Consider the following 20,800-nt stretch of genomic DNA (forward strand, 5'->3'; position numbering starts at 1 on the left):
ATTGAAGTTCTTTCACGGATTCATTTCGACAAATCTAACTTGCCGAAAATACGGAACGAATTCTCAATGAAATCGTAGCATTAACCTTAAAAACTCATCCAACACATAACGCCGCATTAAGGTGTGAGCAGCGCTTGGCTATACTTGAGCGAAGCGAAACTGCCAAGCGTTGCGAATCACTCTTAAATGCTTTGTTATGTCTATAAGCCGAGGATATCGCTAACAAATTTTTGTTTCATTTCATATTCAATATGTTGAACCAAATCCCTAGAATTGTTCACTAGTTCTTTGACTGATTCAGGTGTTATTGCGACCTTATTTCCATTACTGTCCAAACCAGCTCGGTGAACGCAATCGTGGCGAACTTTAACCGCAGAAAACAGCCAAGATATATTGCCAAAATCGCAGTCTAATACGGACTTATACATCGGCTTGATTATGTCCAAACGATGAAATATTAGCTTTTTTAAATAGTCCGCTACTGTTAGCTTAAGACCTTCATGCTTCTTATAAATATCCTTCATTGTGAACTTCATGTCTGAAAATACCGGATCTGTTTCCACCAAACGACGAATCAGTTCATCTGAATTAGTTACTCTATGGATGAAAGTAGAAGCAAGATACGCCTCTAAAGAAGCAACTGTATGAGCATGCAGCATGACTAGCAACGAGAATTGAGTTTCATTATCGGTAGCCACATTCAAAAGGTTTAAAATACTTTTAATTTGGCTGTCAAAAACACCAACTTGAGATTGGTCTTTGACATACCACTCTAATTCTTCATGAAGATACCAATCTAGCTCTTGTTGGCGTAGCTCATGTTCAATATGGTCATCATATGCTTGTACTGCTTCTTCCCATTCATCTGAGCCTTCTTCACCAGCATCGTCACCATAATTATCCTCGATCCAGTCATACATTGGCTGCAACTCATCACGAAGTATCATTTCTTCTTTTGCTCGACCCATAATAAACACCTCAAATATGTGGATAGACATAACGCTGCGTTAAGTGGTGAGCAACGCGACCACAATCCTAAACCATTGCGCCTTAAACACAAAACTCAACCTAGAGCCGAAACTCCCAAGCGTTGGGAATCCGTCTTAAACGCCTAGTTAGCTGCTGTACTTTCGCTAGCAAATTACGCCAACATGCCTAATTTGAAACACATTATTGCTTTCAAACGGTAAAGTAAAACGGACAGCTGTGAAATTAAAACCCAATCCACGAAATGCGCTTGGCAAAGAAGAAATGGCCGAATAAATCACCATTCCTGAGCTCGGTAATTTGCAAAGAATTCTATCGAAAAAGCCAACGACAAAGCACACTAAACGAATTTAGGCATTCATGAATTTCAACAGTAAAGAAGCCACGCCAATGAACTTAACAAACACAACATTTCCCGTAAGCAGACTTCGTTAAGTTCAAACACTTCCCGAAAAGTGCCACTGGCGAGATAGTTGAGAAGCTGAGATTTGTCCGGTGTGTAGCTAGAAAACCGAAAGCCTTTCCACCCTAAATTCACCGTTTTTCTTAACCCAAGCTAACGCCCAATTAAGGGGTGAACAACGCCACCACCCAAACATAAAGCATTGTGCCATAAACACTAAATTTGAAGTAGAAGCAAAAGTGCCAAGCGTTGTGAATCCCTCTTAAATTGCTTGTTAGCCGCTCATTCCCAAAGGTTATTGCTTACTCAACAAGAACTTACGCAAATCTCTCTCTGCACGCATAACAAACAAAATAAACACTTTGTCACCGTCTTGTTTATAGAAAACACGACATGGATTAACGACAACTTCACGATAACTTAAATGTTCTAGCTCGGGTAGAATACGACCTGACTCTGGGAAAATTTGTAGGCGTTCGACTTTGGAGAAGATCGTTTGCACTAACTGCTTTGCAGCTACGATATTTTCAAGTGCTATGTATTCAGCGATATCGTTGAGGTCGGATAACGCTGGCTCAGTCCAGATTATTTCAGCCATTTTGACATTTTGTCCTTGGCTTCATCATGACTTACCACTTTACCGTCAGCTAGTGCACGCTCACCTCGTGCAATACCCTCAAGAATAGCTAAACGATTTTGCATAAACTCGTAGTCATCAACATCAACGAGATACGCGGATGGCTTACCATGCTCAGTAATTAGCACTGGTTCTTTGGTGTCGTGGAGATCGGCGAGGATCTTAGTTGCTTGACGTTTGAGTGATGTAACTAGTTCTACTTTCATGAGAGCTGCTCCAAAGGAATACTAAAGTGATACTATTATATCACTTTGAGTATAGCAAGCTCCATGACGGCTAACGCCCAATTAAGTGGTGAACAACGCACTGACCAAGCCGCTGCATTGCACCGTAAAACACTTTACCTGACGCATAGTAAAACTGCCACGCGTTGAGAATCCACTTGAATTGCTTGTTATGTGAATTTTACCGTGAATTCAAAGTAAACCACCGTAGAAATGAAGATATTTTAATAAGTTACGTGCAAAAACGATGCTTACCAAAACCTAAATTTCACAGCGATCTGAGCCAAAGAGAGCCACTTACAGAATCAACAACAAAGAAAGCGCCCTTTCAGCAACCGCTAAACTTTTTGCTTCACCAGACTTTCAGTGCTGAATGTCAGCAAGTAAATCAGTCAAAAATGCATTTCAATTGAAGCGATTTGAAACCGATAAAACTCAACACAAACCAGATCCAAAACTTAATTGAGGCAACCCAAGAACCTTGAAAACGATCAATCTCAGATTGTTCAAGAATCCATTTCGACCAAGCCAACTTGCCGAAAACACGGAGCGAATTCTCAATAAAATCGTAGAATTAACCTCAAAAACTCATCCACCACATAACGCCCAATTAAGTGGTGAACAACGCACTGGCCAAGCCGCTGCATAACACCGTAAAACACTTTACCTGACGCATAGTAAAACTGCCACGCGTTGAGAATCCACTTGAATTGCTTGTTATGTGAATTTTACCGTAAATTCAAAGTAAACCACCGTAGAAATGATGGAATTTTAATAAGTTACGTGCAAAACGATGCTTACTAAAACCTAAATTTCACAGCGATCTTAGCCAAAGAGAGCCACTTGCAGAACCAACAACAAAGAAAGCGCCCTTTCAGCTACAACAAAACCTTTTGCTTCACCAGATTTTCAGAGCTGAATATCAGCAAGCAAATCAGTCAAAAGACATTTCAATTAAAGCGATTTGAAACTGACGAAATTCAACACAAACCAGATCCAAAACTTAATTGAGGCAGCCCAAGAACCTTAAAAACGATAAATCATAGGTTGTTCAGAATCCATTTCGACCAAGCCAACTTGCCGAAAAAACGGAACGAATTCTCAATGAAATCGTAGAGTTAACCCTAAAAACTCATCAAACACATAACGCCCAATTAAGTGGTGAACAACGCACTGGCCAAGCCGCTGCATAACACCGTAAAACACTTTACCTGACGCATAGTAAAACTGCCACGCGTTGAGAATCCACTTGAATTGCTTGTTATGTGAATTTTACCGTGAATTCAAAGTAAACCACCGTAGAAATGATGGAATTTTAATAAGTTACGTGCAAAACGATGCTTACTAAAACCTAAATTTCACAGCGATCTTAGCCAAAGAGAGCCACTTGCAGAACCAACAACAAAGAAAGCGCCCTTTCAGCTACAACAAAACCTTTTGCTTCACCAGATTTTCAGAGCTGAATATCAGCAAGCAAATCAGTCAAAAAGACATTTCAATTAAAGCGATTTGAAACTGACGAAATTCAACACAAACCAGATCCAAAACTTAATTGAGGCAGCCCAAGAACCTTAAAAACGATAAATCATAGGTTGTTCAGAATCCATTTCGACCAAGCCAACTTGCCGAAAAAACGGAACGAATTCTCAATGAAATCGTAGAGTTAACCCTAAAAACTCATCAAACACATAACGCCGCATTAAGTGGTGAGCAACGCCAACCACCCGACCTAACCCATTGTGACATAAACACTTAAACTGAAGTATGCCGAAAGTGCCATGCGTTGGGAATCCGTCTTAAATGCTTTGTTATATTTAGGGCTTTGAACTTAGAAGGATCCCACTACCCATCCCTATAAATAAGCTACCTGATACTTTTGCTAGCCTACCCTCGAATTTTTTTGTACTCAGCTTTTTCCCTATGCGGCTAATGGCTAGTGCGTAGCTCAAATGGACACTCGCTACAATAACGCAAATTGATAGATACATTATGACAAATTGCGCCATATGAGAATGAGTTGTATCTAAAAATTGAGGCAAGAATGCCGAAAGAAAAATCATAGTTTTAGGATTACTCACTGAAACAAAGAAAGCCTCTCGAAACAGGGATTTTGAGTTCCTTTTTGGTAGTTCAAAATCGAGATTTGATAGTTTAAGGCTATCTTTCCTTATTTGTTTGAAACTTTTAATTCCAAGGTAAATTAAATACAAACCACCCACACACTTCATGACAAAAAACCATGTCGGTAGACGAGTAAGGATTTCCCCTACACCTACGGCAACCAAACCAACAATGAGAAATTGACAAAATAGGTTACCTAGAATGGTAACTAAAGCAGACCCAATACCGTATTGAACACTATTTTTCACAACCAACAGTACATTAGGGCCCGGCGATAATGTAACGACTAAATACGCAAGAAAAAACATCAACCAAGTATCTAAATTCATTGAACACTCCTTTGCTCAAAAAAAATATAATCGCAGCGTTAAGTGGTGAGCAACGCGACCACAATCCTAAACCATTGCGCCTTAAACACAAAACTCAACCTAGAGCCGAAACTCCCAAGCGTTGGGAATCCGTCTTAAACGCCTAGTTAGCTGCTGTACTTTCGCTAGCAAATTACGCCAACATGCCTAATTTGAAACACATTATTGCTTTCAAACGGCAAAGTAAAACGGACAGCTGTGAAATTAAAACTTAATCCACGAAATGCTCTTGGCAAAGAAGAAATGGCCGAATAAATCACCATTCCTGAGCTCGGTAATTTGCAAAGAATTCTATCGAAAAAGCCAACGACAAAGCACACGAAACGAATTTAGGCATTCATGAATTTCAACAGCAAAGAAGCCGCACTAATGAACTTAACAAACACAACACTTCCCGTAAGCAGACTTTGTTAAGTTCAAACGCTTCCCGAAAAGTGCCACTGGCGAGATAGTTGAGAAGCTGAGATTTGTCCGGTGTGTAGCTAGAAAACCGAAAACCTTTCCACCCTAAATTCACCGTTTTTCTTAACCCCAGCTAACGCCCAATTAAGTGGTGAACAACGCACTGACCAAGCCGCTGCATTGCACCGTAAAACACTTTACTCAATGCATAGTAAAACTGCCACGCGTTGAGAATCCACTTGAATTGTTTGTTATGCAAATTCAATAAGATAAGCTGACTTTACTCGATCAAAAACCACAATTGCAATGGTTGAGTGATTAAAGAATCAACCCAAGAAAAAGCCGTGATAAATAAGCCACAAAAATGAAGTCTGCCTTTCAGCGACAAACTAGGCTTTTGAGCCAAACAAACTCAACGAGCAAAGCCTTCAACAAATACAAAATGATCGATTAACTTGCTCTTTCCACACTTTGCGCCAACTAAATTGACAACACGCCAACGCTAAAACCGATTGAGGCAAACAAAGAAATTTGTCTGTTTTACGGTTTGAGTTAACCACGAATTTGAGGGTAAAAATGCTCATTTGCCGACAGCTCAAAACGAATGGCCGGAGAAATCCCAAAAGATTGAACCCCTAAATTTACCTGAGTTGCATAACGCTGCGTTAAGTGGTGAGCAACGCGACCACAATCCTAAACCATTGCGCCCTAAACACAAAACTCAACCTAGAATCGAAACTCCCAAGCGTTGGGAATCCGTCTTAAACGCCTAGTTAGCTGCTGCACTTTCGCTAGCAAATTACGCTAAAATGCCTAATTTGAAACACATTATTGCTTTCAAACGGCAAGGTAAAACGAACAGCTGTGAAATTAAAACCTAATCCACGAAATGCGCTTGGCAAAGAAGAAATGACCGAGAAAATCACCATTCTTAAGCATGGTAATTTGCAAAGAATTCTATCGAAAAAGCCAACGACAGAGCACACGAAATGAATTTAGGCATTCATGAATTTCAACAGCAAAGAAGCCGCACCAACGAACTTAACAAACACAACATTTCCCGTAAGCAGACTTCGTTAAGTTCAAACACTTCCCGAAAAGTGCCACTGGCGAGATAGTTGATAAGCTGGGATTTGTCTGGTGTGTAGCTAGAAAACCGAAAGCCTTTCCACCCTAAATTCACCGTTTTTCTTAACCCAAGCTAACGCCCAATTAAGTGGTGAACAACGCACTGGCCAAGCCGCTGCATTGCACCATAAAACACTTTACTCAACGCATAGTAAAACTGCCACGCGTTGAGAATCCACTTGAATTGCTTGTTATGTGAATTTTACCGTGAATTCAAAGTAAACCACCGTAGAAATGAAGATATTTTAATAAGTTACGTACAAAAACGATGCTTACCAAAACCTAAATTTCACAGCGATCTTAGCCAACGAGAGCCACTTGCAGAATCAACAACAAAGAAAGCGCCCTTTCAGCAACCGCTAAATTTTTTGCGTCACCAGATTTTCAGAGCTGAATGTCAGCAAGTGAATCAGTCAAAAAGACATTTCAATTAAAGCGATTTGAAACTGATGAAACTCAACACAAACCAGATCCAAAACGCAATTGAGGCAACCCAAGAACCTTAAAAACGATCAATCTCAGGTTGTTCAAAAATCCATTTCGACCAAGCCAACTTGCCGAAAATACAGAACGAATTCTCAATGAAATCGTAGAGTTAACCCCAAAAACTCATCAAACACATAACGCCCAATTAAGTGGTGAACAACGCACTGACCAAGTCGCTGCATTGCACCATAAAACACTTTACTCAACGCATAGTAAAACTGCCACGCGTTGAGAATCCACTTGAATTGCTTGTTATGTGAATTTTACCGTGAATTCAAAGTAAACCACCGTAGAAATGAAGATATTTGAATAAGTTACGTACAAAAACGATGTTTACTAAAACCTAAATTTCACAGCGTTCTTAGCCAAAGAGAGCCACTTACAGGATCAACAACAAAGAAAGCGCCCTTTCAGCAACCGCTAAACTTTTTGCTTCACCAGACTTTCAGAGCTGAACTTCAGCAAGAGAATCAGTCAAAAAGACATTTCAATTGAAGTGATTTGAAACTGACTAAACTCAACACAAACCAGATCCAAAACGCAATTGAGGCAACCCAAGAACCTTAAAAACGATCAATATCAGGTTGTTCAAGAATCCATTTCGACCAAGCCAACTTGCCGAAAACACAGAACGAATTCTCAATGAAATCGTAAAATTAACCTCAAAAACTCATCCAACACATAACGCCCGCTTAAGTGGTGAGCGACGCTACCACGATACTCAATTATTACACCGTAAACACAAAAGCCAAATCAAACCAAAACCGCCGAGCGTTGCGAATCCGTCTTAAAGCGTTTGTTATGTGCGTGCTAAACGGTAGCGCCTCACAGTACCCTCGCTTTCGTTTTTGTAGTTGCCAAGATACTCACCACCGCAGTTTTCGATAACTTTTTGGGACGCAGGGTTGTCAATTGAACAAGTAACAATAACTGGATCAGTTACAACATGCTCGCGAACCCAAGTGAGAAGAAATGAGGCAACACCTTTGCCACGAGCTGATGGTCTAGTCTCATAGCCAATATGGCCTATAACATTTTCAATGTAATCGTTTGTACCGTGACGAACTCTGATTGAACCAAGTATCACACCAGACTCAAAACAAAAATAAGTTGTTATTGGAGCCCAACCTGAAGGTAATTTTTGCCCTTTAGCATAGGCAATTCTCTTTTTTAGGTACGCACAGCTATCAATTTTTGCTTCATCATACAGCTCTAAGCCATCAGCGATACAGGACTGAGCGTAGTCTTTAAACTGATCTTGATGGCTCATTTTCGCTTTCGTAATTTCCATTTTACTCCTAAGCACATAACGCCCAATTAAGTGGTGAACAACGCACTGGCCAAGCCGCTGCATTGCACCGTAAAACACTTTACCTGACGCATAGTAAAACTGCCACGCGTTGAGAATCCACTTGAATTGCTTGTTATGTGAATTTTTACTCGTACTTTTTACCGTTGTGCTTTAACCAACCATGCGGATGTTTATTGTTAGGATCGTGGTGTGTCCAGTGCATTACACCACCCTTTTTAGTCCATTCATATTCACCGTAAAACTGAACTCGATCGCCTACTCTTAAGTTAGGAATCCTCGGCGCAAGATCGATATTGTGAGCAACAAGTAGGGTTTGTTTACTATTCAGTCTTATGATGAATTTTTGATGTCGACTTCCATCATTATCATCGGGTAACAAACGAATTACAGTACCTACCCCCTGAACTTGAAGGTCACTTTGATGGTTTTCATATGCCTGTTTCAATTTGTGATCATTGGCTTGCGCACCAACTGAAATCAGGCACAAAGCTGCCACAAATATTGCTAAAAACTTCTTCATATACTCAAATCCCTTGGATTCACATAACGCCGCATTAAGGCGTGAACAACGCAATACAACGGCTACCGCATTGCGCCTTAAACACAAAACTTACCGCAAACCAAAACTGCCACGCGTTGTGAATCGCTCTTAAATGCTTTGTTATACGCCCAGCACTGAAGTTACGATTTTAAGCCAAGCACCACTTTGTAAGCACGAAATTTTATGTGTATTGATGCATTTATGTGAGGCTAAGATTTTTAGCGACTGTGATTGAAGCGCACTTGGAACACCCCACATCAAAGAAAGCGGTATTTAAGCAAACACATAACCTTTTAAACCGACAATTTAGTAGAGCGGTGTTTCAACAAACGAAACTGTTTCTAATTTAGCCAATCGATTAAAACTAGGGAACACTTACCAGCTACGAACTTGGGATTATTAGTATGGATACATTGTCTAATGATTTAGCGTAAATACGAGAAAATAATACAAATTGGGCGAAGTAATAAGTCATGTGAAAAAGTGACTTTGAAGCTAGAGATTAGCTACAAAACTCACCCTGCGTATAACGCCCAATTAAGTGGTGAACAACGCACTGACCAAGCCGCCGCATTGCACCGTAAAACACTTTACCTAACGCATAGTAAAACTGCCACGCGTTGAGAATCCACTTGAATTGCTTGTTATGTGAATTTTACCGTGAATTCAAAGTAAACCACCGTAGAAATGAAGAGATTTGAATAAGTTACGTACAAAAATGATGCTTACCAATACCTAAATTTCACAGCGATCTTAGCCAAAGAAAACCACTTACAGAATCAACAACAAAGAAAGCGCCCTTTCAGCAACCGCTAAACTTTTTGCTTCACCAGACTTTCAGTGCTGAATGTCAGCAAGCAAATCAGTCAAAAATGCATTTCAATTGAAGCGATTTGAAACCGATAAAACTCAACACAAACCAGATCCAAAACTTAATTGAGGCAATCCAAGAACCTTAAAAACGATAAATCTCAGGTTGTTCAAGAATCCATTTCGACCAAGCCAACTTGCCGAAAACACGAAACGAATTCTCAATGAAATCGTAGCTTTGACCTTAAAAACTCATCAAACACATAACGCTGCGTTAAGTGGTGAGCAACGCGACCACAATCCTAAACCATTGCGCCTTAAACACAAAACTCAACCTAGACCCGAAACTCCCAAGCGTTGGGAATCCGTCTTAAACGCCTAGTTAGCTGCTGCACTTTCGTTAGCAAATTACGACAAAATGCCTAATTTGAAATACATTATTGCTTTCAAACGGCAAAGTAAAACGGACAGCTGTGAAATTAAAACCCAATCTACGAAATGCTCTTGGCAAAGAAGAAATGACCGAGAAAATCACCACACCTGGGCTCGGTAATTTGCAAAGAATTCTATCGAAAAAGCCAACGACAGAGCACACGAAATGAATTTAGGCATTCATGAATTTCAAAAACAAAGAAGCCGCGCCAACGAACTTAACAAACACAACTCTTCCCGTAAGCAGACTTCGTTAAGTTCAAACACTTCCCGAAAAGTGCCACTGGCGAGATAGTTGAGAAGCTGAGATTTGTCCGGTGTGTAGCTAGAAAACCGAAAGCCTTTCCACCCTAAATTCACAGCTTTTCTTAACCCCAGCTAACGCCCAATTAAGTGGTGAACAACGCACTGACCAAGCCACTGCATTGCACCGTAAAGCACTTTACCTGACGCATAGTAAAACTGCCACGCGTTGAGAATCCACTTGAATTGCTTGTTATGTGAATTTTACCGTGAATTCAAAGTAAACCACCGTAGAAATGAATAGATTTTAATTAGTTACGTACAAAAACGATGCTGACCAAAAACTAAATTTCACAGCGATCTGAGCCAAAGAGAGCCACTTACAGAATCAACAACAAAGAAAGCGCCCTTTCAGCAACCGCTAAATTTTTTGCTTCACCAGACTTTCAAAGCTGAATGTCAGCAAATGAATCAGTCAAAAAGACATTTCAATTGAAGCGATTTGAAACTGACGAAATTCAACACAACCCAGATCGAAAACTCAATTGAGGCAACCCAAGAGACTTGGACGTGACCAATTGAAGCTCTTTCACGAACTCATTTCGACCAAGCCAACTTGCCGAAAGAACGGAACGAGTTCTCAATGAAATCGTAGAATTAACCTCAAAAACTCATCCAACACATAACGCCCAATTAAGGGGTGAACAACGCCTCCACCCAACCTAACGCATAGTGCCATAAACACTAAATTTGAAGTAGAAGCAAAAGTGCCAAGCGTTGTGAATCCCTCTTAAATTGCTTGTTAGGCATCTTTTAGGTGCGCTCGCAGCAAAACATCTGCACAAGACATTCTCTTTCCATATTGATGCTGCAGATATGCGGTAAACTTTCGCGATTTAACATCAACGGTTAAGCCATTTAGTCTTTTGTTAGCAAGAAAGTTAGGAAGTTCATAGATAGCAATAGACTCATCCGAAATAGTAGACAACATCATTGAATCAATTTTTCGCATACAAACTCGCGAAAGGTTTATCAATGCAAATACTTCATTGACTTCAAATTCAGCGTAGGATTGCAGAGAAAAGTCAAAGCCATTTAACTCTGTTGCTTGCTTTGCCCAGTAATTATTTAGATGGTTAGAGTCATTCTTTATCAATGAACGGTAGCCTTCACTCATATCTTCACGAACATGAGCAATGTGGTTTCTTCGCAACCGCAAGTATGCGATTGTTTTTATGATTGCACTTTCAGGAACTTCACCAAGCCAGTGGCTTAACTTCTGTTTAAGTTGCTCCTCTGGTTTTTTATCAGTTATAGCATCATGAATAGATGTTTCTACGCTAGCACGAAACTCTTCAATTTCTTCAATATAACTCAACAAGTACTCTACTGAAGCAATTACACTCATGCTAACCAGAGTGTGAAAAGCTTTGGTACGAAAAGCAGGTAAAGCTTCAATTTTTATATGGAGTCGTTCAGAAAATTCATTTTCTGAGAATACTTCCGTTGTATATGTGCTAGCGAGCTCATGAGATAACTTGGAAAAAACGTTCTCGACCTCAACATCCGAAAACAAAAAGTAGCAAAGCTGATCATTCATCTCTTCAAGCTTTGCTTCAAACTTTCTAAGTACCTGGGATTTCATTCTTACTCCTCTTGATGCCTAACGCCGCATTAAGGTGTGAGCGACGCTTGGCTATACTTGAGCGAAGCGAAACCGCCAAGCGTTGCGAATCACTCTTAAATGCTTTGTTAGGCATTCAGTTCCTTGGGATCATGCCCATACTTATTTGTTCCAGAATCACCATTGGATACCATGAAATATAGTAAAACCAAGATGCCAATTATTGGGATAAGCATTATCAGTAACCACCAACCAGTTCGACCAGTATCATGTAGTCTACGGACACCAACCGCTATCCCTGGAATGAATAAGGCTAAAGTGTACATACTGCTAAATAAACCGTAACCAGTAGCAGGATCAAAACTACCGGTTAAGGCATCGATAAAGCCAAGGAACATGCTTATGAGTAGGTTAAAAAGAAAGAAATACCAATATTCCTTTCTGCGCGACCGCCCGCTAAAAGTGGCATATTTTTTAACTGCTGTAATGTACCAATTCATCATTTTTCCTTTCGAACAACGTAATAGAATGCCTAACGCTGCGTTAAGTGGTGAGCAACGCGACCACAATCCTAAACCATTGTGCCTTAAACACAAAACTCAACCTAGAGCCAAAACTCCCAAGCGTTGGGAATCCGTCTTAAACGCCTAGTTAGCTGCTGCACTTTCGCTAGCAAATTACGCCAAAATGCCTAATTTGGAACACATTATTGCTTTCAAACGGCAAAGTAAAACGGACAGCTGTGAAATTAAAACCTAATCCACGAAATGCTCTTGGCAAAGAAGAAATGACCGAGGAAATCACCATTCCTGAGCTCGGTAATTTGCAAAGAATTCTATCGAAAAAGCCAACGACAAAGCACATAAAACGAATTTAGGCATTCATGAATTTCAACACAAAAGAAACCGCGTCACCGAACTTAACAAACACAACTCTTCCCGTAAGCAGACTTCGTTAAGTTCAAACACTTCACGAAAAGTGCCACTGGCGAGATAGTTGAGAAACTGAGATTTGTCCGGTGTGTAGCTAGAAAACCCAAAGCCTTTCCACCCTAAATTCACAGCCTTTCTTAACCCCAGCTAACGCCCAATTAAGTGGTGAACAACGCACTGGCCAAGCCGCTGCATTGCACCGTAAAGCACTTTACCTGACGCATAGTAAAACTGCCACGCGTTGAGAATCCACTTGAATTGCTTGTTATGTGAATTTTACCGTGAATTCAAAGTAAACCACCGTAAAAATGAAGATATTTAAATAAGTTACGTACAAAAACGATGCTTACCAAAACCTAAATTTCACAGCGATCTGAGCCAAAGAAAGCCACTTGCAGAATCAACAACAAAGAAAGCGCCCTTTCAGCCACAACAAAACCTTTTGCTTCACCAGAATTTCAGAGCTGAACTTCAGCAAGAGAGTCAGTCAAAAAGACATTTCAATTAAAGCGATTTGAAACCGACGAAACTCAACACAAACCAGATCCAAAACTTAATTGAGGCAACCCAAGAACCTTGAAAACGATAAATCTCAGGTTGTTCAATAATCCATTTCGACCAAGCCAACTTGCCGAAAACACGGAACGAATTCTCAATGAAATCGTAGCTTTGACCTTAAAAACGCATCAAACACATAACGCTGCGTTAAGTGGTGAGCAACGCGACCACAATCCCAAACCATTGCACCTTAAACACAAAACTCAACCTAGAATCGAAACTCCCAAGCGTTGGGAATCCGTCTTAAACGCCTAGTTAGCTGCTGCACTTTCGCTAGCGAATTACGCCAAAATGCCTAATTTGAAACACATTATTGCTTTCAAATGACAAAGTAAAACAGACAGCTGTGAAATTAAAACCTAATCCACGAAATGCTCTTGGCAAAGAAGAAATGACCGAGAAAATCTCCATTCCTGAGCATAGTAATTTGCAAAGAATTCTATCGAAAAAGCCAACGACAGAGCACACGAAACGAATTTAGGCATTCATAAATTTCAACAACAAAGAAGCCACGCCAATGAACTTAACAAACACAACCCTTCCCGTAAGCAGACTTCGTTAAGTTCAAACACTTCCCGAAAAGTGCCACTGGCGAGATAGTTGAGAAGCTGAGATTTGTCCGGTGTGTAGCTAGAAAACCGAAAGCCTTTCCCCCCTAAATTCACAGCTTTTCTTAACCCCAGCTAACGCCCAATTAAGTGGTGAACAACGCACTGACCAAGCCGCTGCATTGCACCGTAAAACACTTTGCCTGACGCATAGTAAAACTGCCACGCGTTGAGAATCCACTTGAATTGTTTGTTATGTGAATTTAGCTATGAATTCAAAGTAAACCACCGTAGAAATGAAGAGATTTGAATAAGTTACGTACAAAAACGATACTGACCAAAACCTAAACTTCACAGCGATCTTAGCCGAAGAAAACCACTTACAGAATCAACAACAAAGAAAGCGCCCTTTCAGCAACCGCTAAACTTTTTGCTTCACCAGACTTTCAGTGCTGAATGTCAGCAAGCAAATCAGTCAAAAATGCATTTCAATTGAAGCGATTTGAAACCGATAAAACTCAACACAAACCAGATCCAAAACTTAATTGAGGCAACCCAAGAACCTTGAAAACAATCAATCTCAGATTGTTCAAGAATCCATTTAGACCAAGCCAACTTGCCGAAAACACGGAACGAATTCTCAATGAAATCGTATAGTTAACCCTAAAAACTCACCAAACACATAACGCTGCGTTAAGTGGTGAGCAACGCGACCACAATCTTAAACCATTACGCCTTAAACACAAAACTCAACCTAGAGCCGAAACTCCCAAGCGTTGGGAATCCGTCTTAAACGCCTAGTTAGCTGCTGCACTTTCGCCAGCGAATTACGACAAAATGCCTAATTTTAAACACATTATTGCTTTCAAACGGCAAAGTAAAACGGACAGCTGTGAAATTAAAACCTAATCCACGAAATGCGCTTGGCAAAGAAGAAATGACCGAGAAAATCACCATTCCTGAGCTCGGTAATTTGCAAAGAATTCTATCGGAAAAGCCAACGACAAAGCACACGAAACGCATTTAGGCATTCATGAATTGAAGCAACAAAGAAACCGCGCCAACGAACTTAACAAACACAACACTTCCCGTAAGCAGACTTCGTTAAGTTCAAACACTTCCCGAAAAGTGCCACTGGCGAGATAGTTAAGAAACTGAGAATTATCCGGTGTGTAGCTAGAAAATCCAAAGCCTTTCCACCCTAAATTCACCGTTTTTCTTAACCCCAGCTAACGCTGCGTTAAGTGGTGAGCAACGCGACCACAATCCTAAACCATTGCGTCTTAAACACAAAACTCAACCTAGAGTCGAAACTCCCAAGCGTTGGGAATCCGTCTTAAACGCCTAGTTAGCTGCTGCACTTTCGCTAGCAAATTACGCCAAAATGCCTAATTTGAAACACATTATTGCTTTCAAACGGCAAAGTAAAACGGACAGCTGTGAAATTAAAACCCAATCCACGAAATGCGCTTGGCAAAGAAGAAATGACCGAGAAAATCACCACACCTGGGCTCGGTAATTTGCAAAGAATTCTATCGAAAAAGCCAACGACAAAGCACACGAAACGCATTTAGGCATTCATGAATTTCGACAACAAAGAAACCGCGCCAACGAACTTAACAAACACAACACTTCCCGTAAGCAGACTTCGTTAAGTTCAAACACTTCCTGAAAAGTGCCACTGGCGAGATAGTTGAGAAGCTGAGATTTGTCCGGTGTGTAGCTAGAAAACCGAAAGCCTTTCCACCCTAAATTCACAGCTTTTCTTAACCCCAGCTAACGCCGCATTAAGGTGTGAGCAACGCTACCACGAAACCTAACCATACCACCGTAAACACAAAACCCAACGATGACATCAAAAATGACAAGCGTTGGGAATCACTCTTAAATGCTTTGTTAGCACTATATTTCGCGCTTTGAGTTCGTTAAGTAATTACTACCTGACAAAGGACCCTTATATATATCTTCCAATAGAAAATGGAGAACTTCTTTTAGCTCACGTTTATCAGATGGAAGAACAAGCTTACCTTGATTAACGGTGATTGGGACGTTTGGGAACCCCTGTGCGGCGGTTTGGATTTCAGCGACAGAATAGTTGTCTAACAGTGCAGTCGATGAAATCGTATGTACCATTTTCCTGACTTGACTATCTGCTTCTGCAACAAAATTGTCAGTATCTGCCACTTCTAAAGAGGAATGCTGACAAATTGCATTAAGATCTGTATCTGTAGCTTCTTGGTAAAAATTGGCTAAGTTGAATACCATTCGAGCATTGTGAAAACTTTTGAACTTCGTACTATTGCCAACAATGACCGCTACTAACTTATTGTCTAAAGTGAAAATGTCTTCAGTTGCCTTTACAAACGTATTACCTGTTTGCATTTTGATGATCGGAATTTGACTTAAAGAAAGAGCTTGGCGACTAGAGAACTTCTGAACTAATACAGTTGTCTCGTTGTTTTCTACAAACCCTGTAAATACTGCCTTAATCGGTTCCGAAGCAAAGTTAGATAATTGAAGAGCATGAAATGAGCTAGCATTGGCACTAATTGCATCCACCATTACTTGAGCTTCATCTACATCAGTTAAAACCAGCACTTCATTTGTATCAGGCTTCCAGTCACCATTAAATGGCACTTCAGTATCAACGTCATGATTAAAGCTAATTAATTGCTGACTGAATAAACTGACGAGTTCATTTTGTAATGGACCTTGAACTCGAATTCGTTTTACCTGAGTATTGCCGCTATCATCTTTTATAAGCGCAAAAAAGTTTTGACTAGCCAATTAATCTTCCCCTATATCAAGGACAATATATTCCGTTAACTGAACAACTACTAGCGGATCGCTAGCTCGTCGAAGTTCTTTCTTTGTAATAAGTACATACGTCACACCCTCGGGTGTTCCTACTTTATAAAAATGCCACTTCATTATGCCTAAAAGTGGATTGAAGTGATAACTGTATCCCGTACTGGTTATAAGGGCAAATATAATTAAAATTGGTGCCCATACGACCCAATTTAGTGCATCAAAACTAGCTGTGAATAGTGGTAAGAGATATAACAACAGAAAAGCCATATTCTCACGATCTGCGGCTTCAATTGAAGAAACTTGAAAAGAGAACGATTCCAAATTGTTTTTTGCGTATCTCAAAACCCAGATACAAACCAAGACTAAAAATAAGGATGCCGCTATAGAAAGCCCTGCAAACTCCTTTTTATCTGCAAACCATGCGACCCAAGCATAACTAAACCCAACGGGTGCTATGGCTGTGCATGTGAGCATAATTTTTGCTAACCAACTAAGCATACGACCCCCCTGACTGTTTTTATATACAGTTATTTTAGATCAATTTGTACCGCGTGACTACAACCGTACGCTTATAGTGCTAACGCTGCGTTAAGTGGTGAGCAACGCGACCACAATCCTAAACCATTGCGCCTTAAACACAAAACTCAACCCAGAATCGAAACTCCCAAGCGTTGGGAATCCGTCTTAAACGCCTAGTTAGCTGCTACACTTTCGCTAGCAAATTACGCCAAAATACCTAATTTGAAACACATTATTGCTTTCAAACGGCAAAGTAAAACGAACAGCTGTGAAATTAAAACCTAATCCACGAAATGCCCTTGGCAAAGAAGAAATGACCGAGAAAATCACTATTCCTGAGCCTGGTAATTTGCAAAGAATTCTATCGAAAAAGCCAACGACAAAGCACACGAAACGAATTTAAGAATGCATAAATTTCAACAGCAAAGAAGCCGCGCCAATGAACTTAACAAACACAACACTTCCCGTAAGCAGACTTCGTTAAGTTCAACCACTTCCCGAAAAGTGCCACTGGCGAGATAGTTGAGAAGCTGAGATTTGTCCGGTGTGTAGCTAGAAAACCCAAAGCCTTTCCACCTTAAATTCACCGTTTTTCTTAACCCCAGCTAACGCTGCGTTAAGTGGTGAACAACGCGGCCACAATCCTAAACCATTGCGCCTTAAACACAAAACTCAACCTAGAATCGAAACTCCCAAGCGTTGGGAATCCGTCTTAAACGCCTAGTTAGCTGCTGCACTTTAGCTAGCAAATTACACCAAAATGCCTAATTTGAAACACATTATTGCTTTCAAACGGCAAAGTAAAACGGACAGCTATGAAAGTAAAACCTAATCCACGAAATGCGCTTGGCAAAGAAGAAATGACCGAGAAAATCACCATTCCTGAGCTCTGTAATTTGCAAAGAATTCTATCGAAAAAGCCAACGACAGAGCACACGAAACGAATTTAGGCATTCATGAATTTCAACACCAAAGAAACCGCGCCAATGAACTTAACAAACACAACATTTCCCGTAAGCAGACTTCGTTAAGTTCAAACACTTCCCGAAAAGTGCCACTGGCGAGATAGTTGAGAAGCTGAGATTTGTCCGGTGTGTAGCTAGAAAACCCAAAGCCTTTCCACCCTAAATTCACCGTTTTTCTTAACCCCAGCTAACGCCCAATTAAGGGGTGAGCAACGCTACCACCCAACCTAAAGCATTACACCGTAACCACTAAAAGTGAAGTAGAAGAAAAAATGGCAAGCGTTGGGAATCCCTCTTAAATTGTTTGTTATGCAAATTCAATAAGATAAGCTGACTTTACTCGACCAAAAACCACAATTGCAATAGTTGAGTGATTCAAGAATCAACCCAAGCAAAAGCCGTGATAAATAAGCCGCAAAAATGAAGTCTGCCTTTCAGCGACAAACTAGGCTTTTGAACCAAACTAACTCAACGAGCGAAGCCTTCAACAAATACAAAATGATCGATTAACTTGCTCTTTCCACACTTTGCGCTCACTAAATTGACAACACGCCAACGCTAAAACCGATTGAGGCAAATAAAGAATCTTGCCTGTTTTACGGTTTGAGTTAACCATGAATTTGAGGGTAAAAATGCTCATTTGCCGACAGCTCAAAACGAATGGCCGGAGAAATCCCAAAAGATTGAACCCCTAAATTTACCTGAGTTGCATAACGCCCAATTAAGTGGTGAACAACGCACTGGCCAAGCCGCTGCATTGCACCGTAAAACACTTTACTCAACGCATAGTAAAACTGCCACGCGTTGAGAATCCACTTGAATTGCTTGTTATGTGAATTTTACCGTGAATTCAAAGTAAACCACCGTAGAAATAAAAGGAATTAGAATAAGTTACATAAAAAATCAATGCTTACCAAACCCTAAATTTCACAGCGATCTGAGCCAAAGAGAGCCACTTGCAGAATCAACAACAAAGAAAACGCCCTTTCAGCCACAACCAAACCTTTTACGTCACCAGACTTTCAGAGCTGAATGTCAGCAAGAAGAACAGTCAAAAAGACATTTTAATTGAAGCGATTTGAAACCACCGAAACCCAACACAAGCCAGAGCCAAAACTTAATTGAGGCAACCCAAGAACCTTGAAAACGATCAATCTCAGGTTGTTCAAGAATCCATTTCGACCAAGCTAACTTGCCGAAAACACGAAATGAATTATCAATGAAATCGTAGCTTTGACCTTAAAAACTCATCAAACACATAACGCTGCGTTAAGTGGTGAGCAACGCGACCACAATCCTAAACCATTGCGCCTTAAACACAACACTCAACCTAGAGCCAAAACTCCCAAGCGTTGGGAATCCGTCTTAAACGCCTAGTTAGCTGCTGCACTTTAGCTAGCAAATTACGACAAAATGCCTAATTTGAAACACATTATTGCTTTCAAACGGCAAAGTAAAACGGACAGCTGTGGAATTAAAACCTAATCCACGAAATGCGCTTGGCAAAGAAGAAATGACCGAGAAAACCCCCATTCCAGAGCATGGTAATTTGCAAAGAATTCTATCGAAAAAGCCAACGACAAAGCACACAAAACGAATTTAGGCATTTATGAATTTCAACAACAAAGAAGCCGCGCCAACGAACTTAACAAACACAACTCTTCCCGTAAGCAGACTTCGTTAAGTTCAAACACTTCACGAAAAGTGCCACTGGCGAGATAGTTGAGAAACTGAGATTTGTCCGGTGTGTAGCTAGAAAACCCAAAGCCTTTCCACCCTAAATTCACAGTCTTTCTTAACCCCAGCTAACGCTGCGTTAAGTGGTGAGCAACGCGACCACAATCCTAAACCATTGTGCTTTAAACACAAAACTCAACCTAGAGCCGAAACTCCCAAGCGTTGGGAATCCGTCTTAAACGCCTAGTTAGCTGCTGCACTGTAGCTAGCAAATTACGCCAAAATGCCTAATTTGAAAGACATTATTGCTTTAAAACGGCAAAGTAAAACGGACAGCTGTGAAATTAAAACCTAATCCACGAAATGCGCTTGGCAAAGAAGAAATGGCAGAGGAAATCTCCATTCCTGAGCATGGTAATTTGCAAAGAATTCTATCGAAAAAGCCAACGACAAAGCACACGAAACGAATTTAGGCATTCATGAATTTCAACAACAAAGAAGCCACGCCAATGAACTTAACAAAAACAACATTTCCCGTAAGCAGACTTCGTTAAGTTCAAACGCTTCCCGAAAAGTGCCACTGGCGAGATAGTTGAGAAGCTGAGATTTGTCCGGTGTGTAGCTAGAAAACCGAAAGCCTTTCCACCCTAAATTCACCGTTTTTCTTAACCCAAGCTAACGCCCAATTAAGGGGTGAACAACGCACTGGCCAAGCCGCTGCATTGCACCATAAAACACTTTACTCAACGCATAGTAAAACTGCCACGCGTTGAGAATCCACTTGAATTGCTTGTTATGTGAATTTTACCGTGAATTCAAAGTAAACCACCGTGGAAATGAAGAGATCTGAATAAGTTACGTACAAAAACGATGCTGACCAAAACCTAAATGTCACAGCGATCTTAGCCGAAGAAAACCACTTACAGAATCAACAACAAAGAAAGCGCCCTTTCAGCAACCGCTAAACTTTTTGCTTCACCAGACTTTCAGTGCTGAATGTCAGCAAGCAAATCAGTCAAAAAGACATTTCAATTGAAGCGATTTGAAACCGATAAAACTCAACACAAACCAG

Annotated in this window: 12 protein-coding genes; 2 read left to right on the forward strand and 10 right to left on the reverse strand. The window is 40.5% G+C overall.

The window, feature by feature from the left end; all coding sequences use genetic code 11:
• Nucleotides 1–200 precede the first annotated feature (200 nt).
• The 4 genes from MCT08_RS16900 to MCT08_RS16915 form a co-directional block, all read right to left on the reverse strand.
• Nucleotides 201–968 carry a hypothetical protein gene (locus tag MCT08_RS16900; RefSeq protein WP_274678935.1) on the reverse strand — a complete coding sequence of 256 codons (768 nt, stop codon included), beginning with the start codon at nucleotides 966–968 and terminating at the stop codon, nucleotides 201–203.
• Nucleotides 969–1,685: 717 nt separating this feature from the next.
• The gene (locus MCT08_RS16905; RefSeq protein ID WP_274678936.1) at nucleotides 1,686–1,988 is read right to left on the reverse strand and encodes a type II toxin-antitoxin system RelE/ParE family toxin; all 303 of its coding nucleotides are present in this window, start codon (nucleotides 1,986–1,988) and stop codon (nucleotides 1,686–1,688) included.
• On the reverse strand, nucleotides 1,976–2,233 hold the full coding sequence (locus MCT08_RS16910; RefSeq protein ID WP_005448240.1) for a type II toxin-antitoxin system Phd/YefM family antitoxin: 258 nt from the start codon (nucleotides 2,231–2,233) through the stop codon (nucleotides 1,976–1,978). The genes MCT08_RS16905 and MCT08_RS16910 overlap by 13 nt, the downstream gene beginning before the upstream one ends.
• A 1,832-nt stretch (nucleotides 2,234–4,065) precedes the next feature.
• The gene (locus MCT08_RS16915; protein ID WP_274678937.1) at nucleotides 4,066–4,701 is read right to left on the reverse strand and encodes a LysE family translocator; all 636 of its coding nucleotides are present in this window, start codon (nucleotides 4,699–4,701) and stop codon (nucleotides 4,066–4,068) included.
• Between the two features lie 2,092 nt (nucleotides 4,702–6,793).
• Between MCT08_RS16915 and MCT08_RS16920 the strand changes: the two genes are divergently transcribed.
• Nucleotides 6,794–6,988 (forward strand): hypothetical protein, encoded by a 195-nt coding sequence (locus MCT08_RS16920; RefSeq protein ID WP_274678938.1) that lies wholly within the window; start codon nucleotides 6,794–6,796, stop codon nucleotides 6,986–6,988.
• Between the two features lie 567 nt (nucleotides 6,989–7,555).
• Here MCT08_RS16920 and MCT08_RS16925 read toward each other — a convergent pair.
• The 6 genes from MCT08_RS16925 to MCT08_RS16955 form a co-directional block, all read right to left on the reverse strand.
• Entirely contained in the window at nucleotides 7,556–8,047 is a 492-nt protein-coding gene (locus MCT08_RS16925; protein ID WP_274678939.1) for a GNAT family N-acetyltransferase, read from the reverse strand.
• 145 nt (nucleotides 8,048–8,192) lie between these two features.
• Nucleotides 8,193–8,588, reverse strand: coding sequence for a DUF3465 domain-containing protein (locus MCT08_RS16930; protein WP_026028411.1), 396 nt, complete (start codon nucleotides 8,586–8,588; stop codon nucleotides 8,193–8,195).
• 2,308 nt (nucleotides 8,589–10,896) lie between these two features.
• Nucleotides 10,897–11,694 carry a hypothetical protein gene (locus MCT08_RS16940; RefSeq protein ID WP_274678940.1) on the reverse strand — a complete coding sequence of 266 codons (798 nt, stop codon included), beginning with the start codon at nucleotides 11,692–11,694 and terminating at the stop codon, nucleotides 10,897–10,899.
• A 152-nt stretch (nucleotides 11,695–11,846) separates the two neighbouring features.
• Complete coding sequence (locus MCT08_RS16945; RefSeq protein ID WP_274679083.1) at nucleotides 11,847–12,218, reverse strand: DUF805 domain-containing protein; 372 nt, start codon at nucleotides 12,216–12,218, stop codon at nucleotides 11,847–11,849.
• Nucleotides 12,219–15,658: 3,440 nt separating this feature from the next.
• A complete protein-coding gene (locus MCT08_RS16950; protein WP_258635869.1) occupies nucleotides 15,659–16,543 on the reverse strand; it encodes a Kiwa anti-phage protein KwaB-like domain-containing protein in 885 nt (294 codons plus the stop codon).
• A complete protein-coding gene (locus MCT08_RS16955; RefSeq protein ID WP_124941992.1) occupies nucleotides 16,544–17,065 on the reverse strand; it encodes a hypothetical protein in 522 nt (173 codons plus the stop codon).
• 836 nt (nucleotides 17,066–17,901) lie between these two features.
• On the opposite strand from MCT08_RS16955, the gene MCT08_RS16960 reads away from it, so the two are divergent.
• Complete coding sequence (locus MCT08_RS16960; RefSeq protein WP_274678941.1) at nucleotides 17,902–18,036, forward strand: hypothetical protein; 135 nt, start codon at nucleotides 17,902–17,904, stop codon at nucleotides 18,034–18,036.
• Nucleotides 18,037–20,800: the final 2,764 nt, after the last annotated feature.

The sequence above is a fragment of the Vibrio aestuarianus genome (genome assembly GCF_028858425.1).
Lineage (GTDB): Bacteria > Pseudomonadota > Gammaproteobacteria > Enterobacterales > Vibrionaceae > Vibrio > Vibrio aestuarianus.

Coding starts and splice junctions, on each gene's coding strand:
- MCT08_RS16940 (WP_274678940.1), bottom strand. CDS start 11,694: ATGAATGATCAGCTTTGCTACTTTTTGTTTTCGGATGTTGAGGTCGAG.
- MCT08_RS16945 (WP_274679083.1), bottom strand. CDS start 12,218: ATGAATTGGTACATTACAGCAGTTAAAAAATATGCCACTTTTAGCGGG.
- MCT08_RS16910 (WP_005448240.1), bottom strand. CDS start 2,233: ATGAAAGTAGAACTAGTTACATCACTCAAACGTCAAGCAACTAAGATC.
- MCT08_RS16930 (WP_026028411.1), bottom strand. CDS start 8,588: ATGAAGAAGTTTTTAGCAATATTTGTGGCAGCTTTGTGCCTGATTTCA.
- MCT08_RS16915 (WP_274678937.1), bottom strand. CDS start 4,701: ATGAATTTAGATACTTGGTTGATGTTTTTTCTTGCGTATTTAGTCGTT.
- MCT08_RS16900 (WP_274678935.1), bottom strand. CDS start 968: ATGGGTCGAGCAAAAGAAGAAATGATACTTCGTGATGAGTTGCAGCCA.
- MCT08_RS16960 (WP_274678941.1), top strand. CDS start 17,902: ATGAAAGTAAAACCTAATCCACGAAATGCGCTTGGCAAAGAAGAAATG.
- MCT08_RS16925 (WP_274678939.1), bottom strand. CDS start 8,047: ATGGAAATTACGAAAGCGAAAATGAGCCATCAAGATCAGTTTAAAGAC.
- MCT08_RS16955 (WP_124941992.1), bottom strand. CDS start 17,065: ATGCTTAGTTGGTTAGCAAAAATTATGCTCACATGCACAGCCATAGCA.
- MCT08_RS16905 (WP_274678936.1), bottom strand. CDS start 1,988: ATGGCTGAAATAATCTGGACTGAGCCAGCGTTATCCGACCTCAACGAT.